The sequence below is a fragment of the Mycobacteroides chelonae CCUG 47445 genome (assembly GCF_001632805.1).
GTDB lineage: Bacteria > Actinomycetota > Actinomycetes > Mycobacteriales > Mycobacteriaceae > Mycobacterium > Mycobacterium chelonae.
In genome coordinates this window covers 4,798,901-4,815,250 of the sequence record NZ_CP007220.1, presented here as the reverse complement: position 1 = coordinate 4,815,250, position 16,350 = coordinate 4,798,901, and the positions used below count along the sequence as shown (strand labels likewise).

The 16,350-nt window shown below is 63.8% G+C and carries 3 protein-coding genes (1 of these 3 running past the window's edge); all 3 read left to right on the top strand.

Going from position 1 to position 16,350, the window contains the following annotated elements:
• Tightly spaced (each overlapping or abutting the next), the 3 genes in view from BB28_RS23400 to BB28_RS23390 form a layout consistent with a single transcriptional unit that may run on beyond the window.
• Window positions 1–7,937: the end of a non-ribosomal peptide synthase/polyketide synthase gene (locus BB28_RS23400; protein WP_046255267.1), read on the top strand. Its footprint begins 16,459 nt before the window's first position; the window shows 7,937 of its 24,396 coding nt (coding positions 16,460–24,396); the start codon falls outside the window, past its left edge; the stop codon is at window positions 7,935–7,937.
• Window positions 7,937–16,039, top strand: a complete 8,103-nt coding sequence (locus BB28_RS23395) for a non-ribosomal peptide synthetase (protein WP_081252320.1) — start codon at window positions 7,937–7,939, stop codon at window positions 16,037–16,039. The genes BB28_RS23400 and BB28_RS23395 overlap by 1 nt, the downstream gene beginning before the upstream one ends.
• Window positions 16,036–16,350, top strand: coding sequence for an acyl carrier protein (locus tag BB28_RS23390; protein WP_046255266.1), 315 nt, complete (start codon window positions 16,036–16,038; stop codon window positions 16,348–16,350). Before BB28_RS23395 ends, BB28_RS23390 begins: the two co-directional genes overlap by 4 nt.

The window sequence follows — 16,350 nt, the reverse complement described above, 5'->3', positions numbered from 1 at the left end:
TACAGGTCTCCCCGCTGACCGTGGACACCCAGACCGCCCGGATGGACCTGACGTTCTCGTTGGGAGAGCGCTGGACCCAGGCCGGTGAACCCGCAGGTATCGGCGGTGCGGTCGAATTCCGCACCGACGTGTTCGACACGTCCAGCATCGAAACACTGGTCGAACGGTGGCGGCGAGTCGTGGCGGCGATGACAGCCGATCCCGCCCAGCGACTTTCGGCCATTGATCTGCTGGACGAGCCAGAACACGCCCGTATCGACAACTGGGGCAACCGGGCGGTTTTGGCGGCCCCGGCACCGCTCCCGATGTCAATTCCGGCGTTGTTCACCGAACAGGCCATGCGCACGCCGGAGTCTGTCGCGATCAGTTTCGACGGACGCGGCATGACCTACCGGGAACTCGACGATGCCGCAAATCGGTTGGCACACCGCCTCACCACACATGGAGTGCGCCAGGGCGGATGTGTGGCGCTGCTGGCTGAGCGCTCCGCGGAAGCGATCGTGGCGATGCTGGCTGTGCTCAAGACCGGGGCCGCGTACCTGCCGATCGACCCCGCGCTGCCCGACGCGCGGATCGAGTTCATGCTCGCCGACGCTGCACCGGTCGTCGCACTGACAACAGCGGGGCTGGCCGATCGGATGGCCGGTTATGACCTAGTGGTCATGGACATCTGCGATAGCGCTGATTTCGCCGCCCCTGCCGCGGAGTCCGCACGACAGGTACCCAGCCCGGACGATATCGCCTACATCATCTACACCTCGGGAACCACTGGCGTGCCCAAAGGCGTTGCAATCACGCACCACAACGTGACCCAGTTGTTAGGGACACAAGAAACTTTCCTGGCGGGCGGGGTCTGGGCGCAGTGGCACTCCTACGCCTTCGACGCATCGGTCGAAGAGATCTGGGGAGCGCTGCTACACGGAGGCCGGCTGGTGGTCGTGCCGGAGTCGGTGACACGATCACCCGAAGACCTCACCGCCCTATTGGTGAACGAACAGGTCAGCGCGTTGAGCCAGACCCCCTCGGCCGTCGCGATGCTGGCACCCGAGTCCTTGGGATCGGTGTCCTTGTTGGTGGCCGGTGAGCCTTGTTCGGGTGAGGTGGTGGACCGCTGGGCGGCCGGACGGTGCATGGTCAACGCCTACGGGCCGACCGAGACCACAATTTGTGCCTCCAGGACAGCGTCTTTGGCGGTCGGCACGGGGGCGCCCCCGATCGGTGTGCCGGTCCAGGGCGCGGCGATGTTCGTGCTGGACGGCGCGTTACGTCCGGTACCACCCGGTGTGGTCGGCGAGTTGTACATCGCTGGTCGGGGTGTGGGCGTCGGGTATGTGGGCCGGACCGGTTTGACGGCCTCACGCTTTGTGGCGTGCCCTTTTGTCGGCGCGGGAACAGCGCCGCAGCGGATGTATCGCACCGGCGATCTGGTGCGTTGGCGCGCCGACGGGCAATTGGATTACCTGGGCCGTGCCGATGAGCAGGTCAAGATTCGCGGATACCGCATCGAACTCGGCGAAATCCAGACGGTATTGGCGGGGTTGGACGGCGTCGAGCGCGCAGCGGTGATCGCACGAGAGGACCGCCCCGGAGACAAGCGTCTGGTCGGCTACGTAACCGGAACAACGAACCCTGCCAAGTTGCGCACCCAGTTGGCCGAGCAACTACCGGCCTACATGGTTCCGGCTGCGGTTGTCGTACTCGAGACGTTGCCGATGACCACCAACGGCAAGCTCAACACCCGCGCCTTGCCCGCACCGGAGTATCACGACATCGATCACTACCGTGCGCCCGGCACTCCTACCGAGGAGATCCTGACCGGAATTTACGCACGGGTGCTGGACGTCGAACGTGTCGGAGTCGACGACTCCTTCTTTGATCTGGGTGGGGACTCGCTGTCCGCGATGCGTCTGATCGCCGCGATCAACGCCGACTTAGATACCGCCATCTCGGTGCGTACCGTGTTCGAGGCGCCCACCGTGGCCCAATTGGCACCGCGCATCGCCGGAAAGTCGCACACCGTCTCCCCGTTGGTCGCGGTCGAGCGTCCCGCGGAGGTTCCACTGTCGTTTGCCCAGTCTCGGTTGTGGTTCCTGGACCAATTGCAAGGGCCCTCACCGGTTTACAACATGGCGACGGCTCTTCGGATCAGCGGGAATCTGGATGTCGACGCGCTGAGCGCGGCGCTGGCCGATGTGGTGGCCCGCCACGAGAGTCTGCGCACGCTGTTTCAGGCGGCAGCGGGAGTGCCGCAGCAGCGGATCCTGCCATCCGAGCACGCGCAGTTCGGCTGGCACGTCGTCGATGCCACCGGTTGGTCGGCGGGTCAACTGCAAGAGGCCATCGGTGAGGCGGCGCGCCACACATTTGACCTGGCCACCGAAATACCATTGCGAGCACAGCTTTTCCGCATCACCGGTGACGAACATGTGCTGGCCGCGGTTGTACACCACATTGCAGCGGACGCCTGGTCGATCACGCCGCTGGTGGCCGATCTGGGAGTGGCCTACGCCAGCCGGTCCGCGGGACAGGCCCCCGGATGGGCACCCTTGGCGGTCCAGTACGTCGACTACACGCTGTGGCAGCGCACCGAACTGGGTGATCTTGATGACGGTGGCAGCCGCATAGCGACGCAGGTGGCGCACTGGCAGGAGGCGCTGTCGGGCATGCCCGAGCGCATCGAGTTGCCGACCGACAGGCCCTACCCGCCGGCTGCGGACCAGCGGGGTGACACCGTGTCCCTGGACTGGCCTGTCACGCTACAGCAGCAGATCGCCAGGGTGGCAAGGGAACACAACGCGACTAGCTTCATGGTGCTGCAGGCCGCCCTCGGGGTGCTGCTGGGCAAGCTCAGTGGAAGCACTGATGTCGCCGTCGGATTCCCGATTGCGGGGCGCAGCGACCCTGCTCTCGATGAGCTGATCGGATTCTTCGTCAACACCCTGGTATTACGGGTGGACTTGACTGGTGATCCGACGGTGGCAGAGCTGCTTGCCCAGGTGCGAGGACGGAGCCTGGCTGCCTACGAAAACCAGGACGTGCCTTTCGAAGTGCTCGTCGATCGGCTCAATCCCACTCGGTCATTGACCCACCACCCGCTGGTCCAGGTGGCGCTGGGGTGGCAGAACGTCCCCGGACAAGGTGGCGGCGAGACCGGACCAGGACTGGCACTCGGTGATCTAACGGTGACCCAGATGGCGGCGGACACCCAGACAGCCCGCATGGATCTGAGCTTCTCCATGGCCGAACGCCGCACGCACACCGGTGATCCTGCCGGGATCGGCGGGACGGTGGAGTTCCGCACCGATGTGTTTGACCGGGCCAGCATCGAAACACTGATCAATCGGTTCGAACGGGTGCTGGTGGCGATGACCACCGATGTGGATCAGCATCTGTCATCGATCGATGTGGTTGATAGTGAGGAACACACTCGCCTTGACGTGATGGGTAATCGAGCGATGTTGTGCCGAACGGGAAGTGCCCCGGTGTCGGTCCCCGAGTTGTTCGGCGAGCAGGTGACGCGCGCACCCGAGTCGGTCGCGATCACCGACGGCGTACGTTCGATGACATATCGGCAACTCGACAGTGCTGCAAATCTCTTGGCGCACATGCTAATCGCGCAGGGCGCGGGGCCTGGAGGTTGCGTTGCGCTGCTGATGGAGCGATCCGCCGAAGCGATCGTCTCCATGCTGGCAGTACTGAAGTCCGGTGCGGCATATCTCGCGATCGACCCGGCGGCGCCTGCGGCCCGGATGGAGTTCATGTTGGCCGACGCGGCGCCCGTCGTCGCGATGACCACCGGCGGTCTGGCCGAGCGGTTGGACGGTCGCGGGTTGGTGGTCATCGATGTCGGCGATATGTCCGATCTCGATGACACCCTGGCGGACGCTAAGCTCGGTACCGCGCTGCGGGCCGCGGCTCCGGAGGACATCGCCTACCTCATCTACACCTCGGGAACCACCGGGGTACCCAAGGGTGTGGCCGTTACGCATCACAATCTGACCCACCTGGCGCGCTCGACGCCCGCTTGCCTGCCGCCGGACCAGGTGTGGACTCAGTGTCATTCCTACGCATTTGATTTCTCGGTGTGGGAGATCTGGGCCGCGTTGCTCGATGGCGCACGTCTGGTGATCGTGCCCGAGTCCGTCGTTAGTGCACCCGAGGAATTCCACGCACTGTTGGTCAGCGAGCAGGTCAACGTGCTCACCCAGACTCCCTCTGCGGCTGGGTCATTGCCGGCGGATGGGCTGGAGTCGATTGCGCTGCTTCTCGGCGGTGAGGCCTGCCCGGGCGAGGTAGTGGATCGCTGGGCACCTGGGCGGACGGTGATCAACGCCTATGGCCCCACCGAAATCACGGTGTACGCGTCGATGAGTGCACCGTTGAAGGCCGGGTCCGGTGCCGCGCCGATCGGTGCGCCCGTCGCGACCTCGGCGCTGTTCGTGCTCGACGAGTGGCTACGCCCGGTGCCGGTCGGCGTGGTCGGCGAGTTGTACGTAGCCGGTGATGGTGTGGCCTGCGGTTACCTGGGCAGATCGGGACTGACGTCATCGCGCTTCGTGGCCTGCCCATTCGGCGAACCCGGTGCGCGTATGTACCGCACCGGCGATCTGGTGACCTGGCGTCCCGATGGGCAGCTGCAGTATTTCGGGCGCGCCGATGATCAGGTGAAGATCCGCGGGTACCGCATCGAGCTCGGCGAGGTGCAAGCCGCTTTGTCAGCCCTGGCGGAGGTATCTCAGGCGGTCGCGATCGCCCGCGAGGACCAACCGGGGATCAGGCGGCTTGTCGGTTATGTCACCGAATCGGAGAAGGGTGCGGTGGACTCGGCCGCACTCCGAAATAGATTGGCAGACAACATACCCGGGTACATGGTACCGAGCGTGATCGTCGTCCTGGACGCGTTGCCTTTGACGGTGAACGGCAAGCTGGACACCCGCGCGTTGCCGGAACCGGAGTATCAGGATGTCGATCGGTACCGTGCCCCGGCCGACGCGATCGAGGAGACACTGGCAGGCATCTACGCCCAAGTGCTCGGGCTCGATCGAGTTGGAGTCGATGACTCGTTCTTTGACCTCGGTGGAGACAGCATTTTGTCCATGCAGGTTGTCGCCCGGGCACGCGCATGCGGTGTGACATGTCGCCCGCGCGACATCTTCGTGGAACAGACCGTGGCGCGGCTGGCTCAGGTCGTCGGGTTGTCCGGCGACGACGTGGGCCCGGCGGACGAGGGTATCGGGCCGGTGCCCGCGACCCCGATCATGCGGTGGCTCTGTGAGGTCGAAAGGACCGGCGGCCCGATCGACCAGTTCAACCAGACGGTAGTGATCCAAGCCCCGCCGGGAGTCGCCGAGTCCGATGTGGCGATGGTCTTGGGTGCCCTGCTTGACCGGCACGCCATGCTGCGACTACGCGTGCAGGTGGACGATGCCGGGGGCTGGGTCCTCCATGTTCCCGAAAAGCCTTCACTGACAGCACATCTCAGATCTGTGGATACGTTGTCGGACGAGGCGTTGACGGCAGCCCGGTCGCGGTTGGATCCGTCTGCCGGAGAGATGGTCAGCGCGCTATGGGTGACATCCACGAACCAGCTGGTCTTGACTATCCATCATCTTTCCGTCGACGCGGTGTCCTGGCGGATTCTGCTTGAAGATCTCAACATCGCCTGGGCCCAGCATCGTCATGGGCAACCCGTCACGCTGCCGACGACCGGAACCTCCTTCGGCCGGTGGGCCGCGCTGATCGATGATCACGCGCACGCCAAGACCGTTGTGGACCAGGCCGATATCTGGTGCCGAGTGCTGACAACGCCGTCGGCACTGCCCTCGGTGCGGGCCGGCCTGGACACGTACGCTGCCGCTGGGCATCTCACGGAGTCACTGGATGTTGAGACGACCCGCGCCCTCCTCGGTGAGGTTCCGGCAGCGTTCCATGCCGGGGTTCAAGACATACTGCTCATCGCGTATGCGTTGGCATTGACGGAGTTCCTGGGTATCACCTTGCCGGTAGGCATCGATGTCGAGGGACATGGCCGCGTCGAGGAACTGGGGGACACCGGCCCCAACGTCGATCTGTCGCGCACTGTGGGCTGGTTCACCACCAAGTATCCGGTGGCATTGAGTGTCGCGGGGCCGGTCGGACGATCCGTGGGCGGGTTGCGCTGGGAACAGGTCGTGGCCGGAGATCAGGCGCTCGGGCGGGTGGTGAAGGACGCCAAGGAACAACTGCGTGCGCTGCCCGAAGGCATGACGTACGGACTGCTGCGCTACCTCAATCCGGACGTTGACCTATCCGGGTCGGACCCGACCATCGGATTCAACTATCTCGGCAGACTCGGTGCGGCCGACACCGCGCAGTCCGTGCCCACTTCCGAGCTCTGGCAGATCAGTCCCGGCGGCGCGGCGGTGTCCGCCGCGGCTGCCGCAATACCCATGCCGCTGGCGCACACGCTGGAACTCAATGCGAGCACCGTCGAAACAGATTTCGGTCCAAGTCTTTATGCCAGCTGGACGTGGGCTCCCTCGGCGTTGGACGACTCTCAGGTCGGCCGACTCAACCGGCTATGGTTCGACGCCTTGGCCGGGATCTGTGCACATGTGCGTGGTGGCGGCGGCGGTCTCACACCGTCGGACATCAACCCCGCCCGGCTTACCCAGCTGGAGATCGATGAACTTGGTCGAGATCATCTGATCGCCGATGTGCTGCCGCTGACACCCCTGCAGCGCGGACTGTTGTTCCAGGCCAACGCGGCTCGCGGAAACCAGGACGACGTCTATGCCATGCAACTCGATGTCACCGTGACGGGCCCGCTCGATTCCAACCGGTTACGCGAGGCGGTATGCACGGTGATCAACCGGCATCCCAACCTTGCGGCCCGCTTCGACAAACGATTCGACGAGCCGGTGCAGATCATCCCGGCAGAGCCCAGCGTGCCCTGGCAGTACGTTGATATGCGCACGGAACGAACGGATATCGATACGAGATTGCGGGAGCTGTGCGCCGCCGAACGTGTATCGGTCTGCGACCTGATTCATCAATCGGCGTTCCGGGCGGCCTTGATTCGCGTATCCGATGGCGTGCATCGATTCGTCATGACCTATCACCACATCGTCCTAGACGGCTGGTCGCTGCCCATCCTGCTGCAGGAGATCTTCGCGAGCTACTACGGGCAGCGTCTCCCTGCTGCCGGGTCGTACCGCAGGTTCGTCACGTGGCTGGCCGAACGAGACCTTGAGGGCGCGCGACAAGCCTGGCGTGAAGTGCTCGCCGGCTTCGACACCCCCGCGCTGGTCGCGCCCCGGGGCCGGATGACACCGGGACCGCGTGCCACCGAGACGTACCGGCTACCTGCCGAGACGACAAGGGCCGTTACCGAATTGGCGCGCTCGGAACACACCACCGTCAACACCGTGCTGCAAGCTGCCTGGGCACAGGTGCTGATGTGGCTGACGGGCCGGCACGATGTCGCATTCGGGGTAGCGGTTTCGGGGCGGTCGGCGGAGGTGGCAGGTGCAGATTCGATGGTGGGTCTATTGATCAACACCGTGCCGGTGCGGGCAACGATCACGCCGGACACCACCATTGCCGACCTGTTGGATGATCTGCAGCGGCGACACAGCGCCACCCTTGACCACCAGCACCTGGCTCTCAGCGAGATACACCATGCCAGCGGTCACGATCAGTTGTTCGACACGCTGTTCGTCTACCAGAACTATCCGGTGGAGGCGGTGGCGGCAACGATGGCCGACGGGTTGACGATCACCGAAGTCAGCGGCCGCGAGTACAACCACTACCCGCTGACCCTGCAGGCCATGCCCGGAAACGAACTGTTCCTGCGGGTCGAATTCGATACCGGACTGTTCGGTGTGAGCCGGGTACAGAAGATCGTCGAGAGGTTCCAGCGGGTGCTGGAGGCGATGACGGGGGAGGTGCAGCAATAGTGAAGGCCGATGCCACCAGGCGCTTGTTGTCCATGGATCTGGGCGATACGTGTGAGCGCACAGAGCTGGATGCGTGGGGTAACCGTGCGGCGTTGGATCGGCGCGTGATCTCTGCGTCGATTCCGGAGTTGTTCGCCGAGCAGGTGGCGCTGCACCCGAGTGCGGTCGCGGCGAGTTGCGATGGCAGCCACGTGTCGTATCGCGGGCTCGACGAGGCTTCGAATCGATTGGCACACTGGCTTATTGCACATGGTGTGCGGCCGGGCCAGCGGGTAGCTCTGCTGTTCTCACGATCGGTCGAGGCGGTCGTGGCCATCATGGGGGTGCTGAAGGCGGGCGCGTCTTACGTGCCGATTGATCCCGCGGTGCCCGACGCGCGGCTGGAGTTCGTACTGACCGATGCATCGCCGGTGCTCGCGGTGACCACCGGCGATCTGGCGCACCGCCTGAACGGTCGCGGGTTAGCGGTCATCGATGTGGGTGACATGCCGGCGAATGCCGAGACCGGCGCGGTTGGCGAAGGGCCAACGTCGGTGGTGCTCAGCGGCGAGGATATTGCCTACGTGATCTACACCTCGGGAACCACCGGCGTTCCGAAAGGTGTTGCCATTGCGCATCACAACGTGACACGACTGATTCGAGCCATTGACGCAAATCTTCAGTTGTTGCCGGGACAGGTTTGGTCACAGTGTCATTCGTTGGCTTTCGACTTCTCGGTATGGGAGATCTTCGGCGCTCTGCTGCATGGCGGGCGGCTGGTAGTGGTTTCGGATTCGGTGGTGCGTTCACCCGAGCAGTTCCACGACTTGCTGGTTGATGAGCAGGTCAGTGTGTTGAGTCAGACTCCATCAGCATTCTATGCGTTACAGACCGTGGACGCGAGCAGGCCGCGGGGAAGTCAGCTAGGTCCAGCGGCGGTCGTATTCGGTGGGGAGGCTCTGGAGCCGAACCGCCTGAAGGCGTGGTTCGAGGACCATCCGCGATCGCCCCGATTGATCAACATGTACGGGATCACCGAGACGACGGTGCATGCCTCGTTCCGTGAGATCACCGCCGAGGACGTCGATGGGTCGGACAGTCCGATCGGCGTACCCCTGGAGCATCTCGCATTCGCGGTTCTGGATGACTGGATGCAGCCGGTCGCTGTTGATGTGGTCGGCGAGTTGTACGTGGCCGGTGCGGCCTTGGGGTGTGGCTATCTGGGAAGGGCGCCCCTGACCGCGACCCGCTTTGTGGCCTGTCCATTCGGAGAATCGGGCGCCAGGATGTACCGCACCGGAGACCTGGTGTGTTGGGGAGCCGATGGACAACTGCGATATCTGGGCCGCGCCGACCAGCAGGTAAAGATCCGTGGTCATCGGATCGAACTCGGTGAAATACAGTCGGTATTAACGGTTCTGGATGGCGTCGAGCAGGCTGTGGTGATCGCTCGGGAGGACCGTCCGGGCGACAAACGGTTGGTCGCCTACATCATCGGTACTGCCGACCCTACGGAGTTGCGTGCCGCACTGGCCGACAGGTTGCCGACTTACATGGTGCCCGCCGCGGTGGTCGCGCTGTCGAGTTTCCCCCTGACCGTCAACGGAAAACTCGATAAGAAAGGTCTACCGGCGCCGGAATATCAGTCCGTTGATCAGTACCGGGCCCCGGTCAGTCCCACCGAGGAGATCCTGGCCGGAATCTATGCTCAAATTCTGGGCCTGGACCGCGTAGGGGTCGATGATTCGTTCTTCGACCTGGGTGGTGATTCACTGCTGGCGATGCGCTTGGTCGCCGCGCTCAACCGATCCATGGATGCGGGCCTGGACGAGCGCGCGGTGTTCGATGCCCCGACGGTCGCGCAGTTGATGCTCCTGATCGGTGGGGATGATCGTCGACTGCAGCCCTTGGTCGCTGCCGAGCGACCGGCGTCGATGCCGCTGTCATTTGCGCAAAGCAGACTATGGTTCATCGACCAATTACACGGTCCTTCACCGGTGTACAACCTGGCCGTGGCGCTGCGCCTGCAGGGGCCGCTGGATGCAGAGGCGCTAGGCGCAGCGTTCGTGGACGTGGTGGACCGTCATGAGAGTCTGCGTACGTTGTTCCCGGCGGTGGACGGGAAACCGCTGCAGTTGGTCGTCGCGGTCGAGGAGATCGAATTCAGCTGGGATGTCGTGGACGTCACCGAATGGCCGGCGGACGGGCTGGAAGTGTCGATAGCGGAATTGGCGCGGCACAATTTCGACCTTGCGACCGAGATCCCCGTGAAGGCAGGGCTTTTCCGCATCGCTGACGAGGAGCACGTGCTCGTGGCGGTGGTGCACCATATTGCCGCAGACGGTTGGTCGATGACGCCGTTGGTGACCGACCTGGGCGTGGCCTACGCCTCCCGGTGTGCAGGTCAGGCTCCCGATTGGAAACCGTTGGCGGTCCAGTACGCCGATTACACGCTATGGCAGCGTGCACAATTGGGTGTACTCGATGACGGCGGCAGCCGGATCTCCCGACAGCTGGCGTTCTGGGAGAAAACACTGGCCGGTATGCCGGAACGTCTGATGCTGCCGACCGATCGCCCGTATCCTTTGGTCGCCGATCAACGTGGTGCCCGAGTCGACGTGAACTGGTCGGCCGATCTGCAACAGCGCATTAATCGTCTGGCGCGCGAACACAACGCCACCAGCTTTATGGTCATGCAGGCGGCGCTTGCAGTACTGTTCTCCAAGCTCAGCGCGAGTTCTGATGTAGCGGTGGGATTTCCGATCGCCGGACGCCGTGATCCAGCGCTGGATGAGCTGGTCGGGTTCTTCGTGAACACGCTGGTGCTGCGGGTGGAGCTCGCGGGAGATCCCAGTGTCACTGAGGTGCTGGAGCAGGTACGCGCACGCAGTTTGGGTGCTTTCGAGAACCAGGACGTGCCCTTCGAGGTACTCGTCGAGCGATTGAACCCGGCCAGATCCCTGACACATCATCCGTTGGTGCAGGTGATGCTGGCATGGCAGAACCTGCCCGGACAGATCAGCGAGTCTCGCAGTGGATTGGCGTTGGGAGATCTGCAGCTCAGTCAGCTACCGCTGGATACGCACTCGGCCCGCATGGATCTGTCGTTCTCGTTGTCGGAATCCTGGAACGAATCAGGCGAGGCCGCAGGGATTTCGGGGACGGTTGAGTTTCGTACCGACGTGTACGACGCCGGCAGCATCGGGACCATGATCGACCGGCTGCGACGGTTACTCGAGGCGATGACCTCCGATGCGACACGGCCGCTGTCGACGATCGACCTGCTCGACGCCGTGGAGCTCGCACAGTTGGACGGCTGGGGTAACCGGGCAGAGTTGGTCAGGCCCGAGATCTCGGTGTCCATCCCAGCCTTGTTCGCGCAGCAGGTCTCTCGTGTGCCGGGTGCGGTGGCGGTCTGTTTTGACGGCAGTCATATGTCATACCGGGAACTGGATGAAGCGTCGAATAGGTTGGCGCACCTACTGGTCCAATATGGTGTGGGCCCGGGGGAGCGGGTGGCGCTACTGTTCTCGCGGTCAGTTGAGGCAATCGTGGCGATCTTAGGGGTGCTCAAGACCGGCGCGGCCTATGTGCCGATCGATCCGGCGGTGCCTGATACCCGGATGGAATTTGTGGTCGCTGATGCCGGTCCGGTTGTTGTCGTGACAACCAGCGAGCTCGCGGATCGGTTGGATGGGTGCGGAGTTGTGGTCATCGACATCGACGATCCGGTCCTCGGTGTCCAGCCCGTCGGTGCGCCGTCGTTGGGACCGGCAGCAGAGGACATCGCCTACGTGATTTACACATCGGGTACGACGGGCGTGCCCAAGGGTGTGGCCATTCCGCATCGGAATGTGACCAGCCTGCTGCGAGCGCTGGACGCCGATCTTGAGTTATCGGCCGGTCAGGTATGGGCGCAGAGCCACTCGTTGGCTTTCGACTTCTCGGTATGGGAGATCTTCGGCGCCTTGCTTCATGGCGGGCGGTTGGTGATCGTGTCCGAGACTGTGGTGCGGTCGCCGGAGGAGTTCCACGCCCTGCTGGTCGACGAGCAGGTCAGCGTGTTGAGTCAGACGCCGTCGGCGTTCTACGCGCTGCAAACCGTGGACGCTATGGGCGCCGAGCCCGCGGGTCAGCTCGGTATCGAGATAGTGGTCTTCGGCGGAGAGGCTCTGGAACCGCAGCGATTGAAGCAGTGGCTGGACCGGCATCCGGTCTTGCCGCGGCTGATCAACATGTATGGGATCACCGAGACGACGGTGCATGCCTCGTTCCGGGAGATCACGGCCGCTGATCTTGACGACGCGGTCAGCCCGATAGGTGGGCCGCTGGCGCACCTGGCGTTCTCTGTGCTGGACAAGTGGCTGCGCCCGGTGCCGGTTGGTGTGGTCGGCGAGCTGTACGTGGCGGGTGCCGGGCTGGGCTATGGATATGTGGGCAGGACAGGCCTGACTGCTGCCCGGTTCGTGGCGTGCCCGCTGGGGGTACCAGGGTCGCGGATGTACCGCACCGGAGACTTGGTGAGCTGGGGACATGACGGTCAGCTGCAGTACGCAGGGCGCGCCGATGAACAGGTGAAGGTTCGCGGGCATCGCATCGAACTGGGTGAAATCCAGACGGCCCTCATGGCTTTGGCCGGTGTTGAGCAGGCTGTCGTGATCGCCCGTGAAGACCGCCCCGGAGACAAGCGCCTGGTTGGCTACATCACCGGTTCCGCAGACGCAGGCAAGATTCGCGCCGAACTGGGAGAGCGTCTTCCCAGTTACATGGTGCCGGCCGCGGTGGTCGCCTTGTCGATCTTGCCCTTGACGGTCAATGGGAAGCTCGACAAAAAGGCCTTACCCGCACCGGAATACACCGATATCGACCATTACCGCGCCCCGGCGACCCTGGTCGAAGAGATCCTGGCCGGGATCTATGCCCAAGTTCTGGGCCTGGACCGGGTCGGGGTTGACGATTCGTTCTTCGATCTCGGCGGCGACAGTATTTCGGCCATTCAGGTGGTGTGGCGGGCCCACGGCGCGGGTCTGGTCGGTCGCCCGCGCGACATCTTTGTCCAGCAGACCGTAGCCCGGCTGGCGAGGGTGGTCAGGATGGCCGATGGTACCGGTGGCATAGCAGACCAGGGACTCGGCGCAGTCATCGCGACACCGATAATGCAGTGGCTAAAGGGAATTGACGGTCCGATTGACGAGTTCAACCAGACCGTAGTGCTGCAATCACCGACAGGTGTCACAGAGGCAGCCGTGGTCATCATGTTGCAGGCTCTCCTGGATCGACATGGCATGCTGCGGCTGCGTGCGGAGGACGACGGGGAGGGCGGCTGGTCGTTGACGGTGCCTGATCCAGGCACCGCCAATGCTCACGAGTGCCTGCAATCGGTGGACATCTTGACCGACGAGGCAGTGGTGGCGGCACGTTCGCGGTTGAACCCGGCCGCGGGTGTGATGCTGAGCGCGCTGTGGGTCATCAACACCAGCCAGCTGGTGTTGATCGTGCATCATCTGGCTGTCGATGGGGTGTCATGGCGAATTCTGTTGGAGGATTTGACTATTGCCTCGACCCAGCTACGCGGCGGCCAGGAGGTGCTGCTACCGCCGGCCGGGACGTCGTTCCAGCGATGGGCCGAGCTACTGGCTGAACACGCGCGCCGCCCCGAGGTGGTCGGGGAGGCGAGCGCCTGGCGCCAGGTGGGGGAGATCCCGTCGAGCTTGCCGGCGCCGCAACCGGCCGAGGATACGTTCGCCACGGCCGGATACCTGACCGAGTTTCTGGATGCCGAGACCACACACATGCTGCTGGGTGAGGTGCCGGCAGCATTTCATGCAGGCGTGCAGGAGATCCTTTTGATTGCCTTCGCTTTGGCGTGGGCTCAGCACTTGGGTACCGGTGGTGCTCCCATCGCCATCGATGTGGAGGGCCATGGGCGCCAAGAGGAGTTGGCCGATACCGGCGGAGCCACCGGAAGTATCGACTTGTCGCGCACGGTGGGCTGGTTCACTACCAAGTACCCCGTGTCGCTGGCAGTCGGTGGATTGCGCTGGACTCAGGTTGTCGCCGGAGACGCCGCGCTTGGTGCGGTGATCAAGGATGCCAAGGAGCAGCTTCGAGATCTACCTGACGGTCTGACCTATGGTCTGCTGCGCTATCTCCATCCCGAGGTGGATCTGCCGGGATCGGACCCCGCAATCGGATTCAACTATCTCGGGCGGCTGGGGGCTCCGGCAGCCTACGCATCCGGAGACGTGTGGCGCTTCAGTCAAGACGGCCTGTCCTTGACCGGAGCTGCCGGGGCAATGCCCATTGCGCTTCCACACACCGTGGAGCTCAACGCGGTCACCATCGACACCGACACCGGACCGCACCTCAACGCCACCTGGACGTGGGCGCCCACGGCGCTGGATCGCATGGCCGTCATGCGTATCAACCGACTGTGGTTCGACGCCCTGGCAGGTATCTGCGCACATGTGCGAAGGGGTGGAGGGGGATTGACTCCCTCGGATATCGTTCCGGCTCGGCTCAGCCAGCGCCAGATCGATGGTCTGCAGAGTCGATTCCGGATCGCTGACGTGTTACCGCTTACTCCTTTGCAACAGGGATTGCTCTTCCACGCCGGCATCGCGAACTGCTCCGGTGATGATGTGTATGCGGTGCAGTTCGATATCGCGATGAGCGGATCTCTGGAGGCGGACCGGCTTCGTGATGCGGTGCAGGCAGTGGTAGCAAGACATCCGCACCTGGCGGCTCGATTCTGTGAGCAGTTCGAGCATCCGTTGCAGATCATTCCCGCCGATCCTGTGGTGCCATGGCGGTATATCGAGTTACCAACTGATCAAACAGATCTCGATGTTGACGAGCAGATTGAGCAGATCTGCGCCGCCGAACGCACCGCTGTCTGCGATCTCGCCGACCAGCCCGCGTTTCGGGCCGTGCTCATCCGCATCGGAGACGACCGGCACCGGTTTGTGCTCACCAATCACCACATTGTGCTCGATGGCTGGTCGATGCCGATTCTCATGCAGGAGATCTTCGCGGGCTATCACGGGATGAGGTTGCCCCCGGCCGCGTCGTATCGGGATCGCCGCGCTGGTCGGGGTGGCGCTGGTGGGGTTGACCGTTCTCGCGGTGACCACCGAGCAGATGAGCGACTTTGGGGTACTGCGCGCGTTGGGCGTTCGTCCAGCACAGTTGTGCCGCACCGTAATCACCCAGGCGGCGCTCATCGCCGGGCTGGGGTATCTGGTGGGCGCGGGAGTTACCTACGGGGTGCAGTTCCTGGTGAAGGATCGGCTGGGAGATGTCACGGTGGAGGTGACTCCCACCATGCTCGTCGCGATGGCCGCGGCCACCGGTGTCATGGCCGTCATCGGATCGCTAATCCCGGTCCGCCGGGTAACGCGGATCGACCCTGCACAGGCGTTCCGGAGGTGAGTTCGATGAATCCTGTGTTGCAACTTGAGAATGTGGAGCACCAGTACGGCAGCGGCGACGCGGCGGTGCAGGCACTCCGGGGCCTGGACCTGACGGTCAGCCCCGGCGAGGTTGTGTTGGTGGTTGGCCCCTCGGGTGGAGGTAAGACCACCGCGCTACTGGTCATGGGGCTACTGCTGACCCCGGGGTCGGGGATGGTCAGGATCGGCGGCCAGGACGTCAGTGAGCTGGGTGAGCGGGAGCGCGCGCGTATTCGACTGGAACGTCTCGGGTTTCTCTTTCAGGAGTACAACCTGCTGAACGCGTTGACGAGCGCCGAGAATGTGGCGCTGCCGTTGCGCTATGCCGGGGTCGGGAAGGTCGCCGCCATGTCGCGGGCACGGGAACTGCTGACCGAGCTCGGATTGGCCCACCGCACCGAGCACCGTCCACCGGCGCTCTCGGGTGGGGAGAAACAACGAGTCGCCGCGGCGCGCGCACTGGTAGCGCGCCCCGGTCTGGTGCTCGCCGATGAGCCGACCGCGAACCTGGATTCAGCGACCGGCAAGAAGGTGGCCGAGCAGCTCGCGGACGCAGCGAGAACACAGGGGGCGGCAGTGGTGATCGTCACCCATGACCTGCGTCTGACGGATATCGCCGATCGGGTGCTGCACCTCGAGGACGGCGTGCTGCTGGAGAAAGAGGACCAATGACCGAAAGACAGTCCGTCCCTGAACTTCCCATCGATCTCGACATTGCCGAGGCCTTACGAGACGCGCTCACCAAGCTGCTGCCCCCGGAGGATCTGGCACAGCTCGACCTCGACGCGGTCGGACCTGACACTCCGCTACTGAGCCTTCCCGTCGACTCCGTGGTGCTGATGGCGCTGATGAACGACCTGGAGGACAGGTTCTCCGTCTTCATTCCGGAAGAGGAGGCGTTTGCGTTCGTGGTGGTGGGCGATATCGGAGCGTTCATCCGGCAGCGTCTCCGCGATAAGGCGAAACGACGCGAACAAGGATGA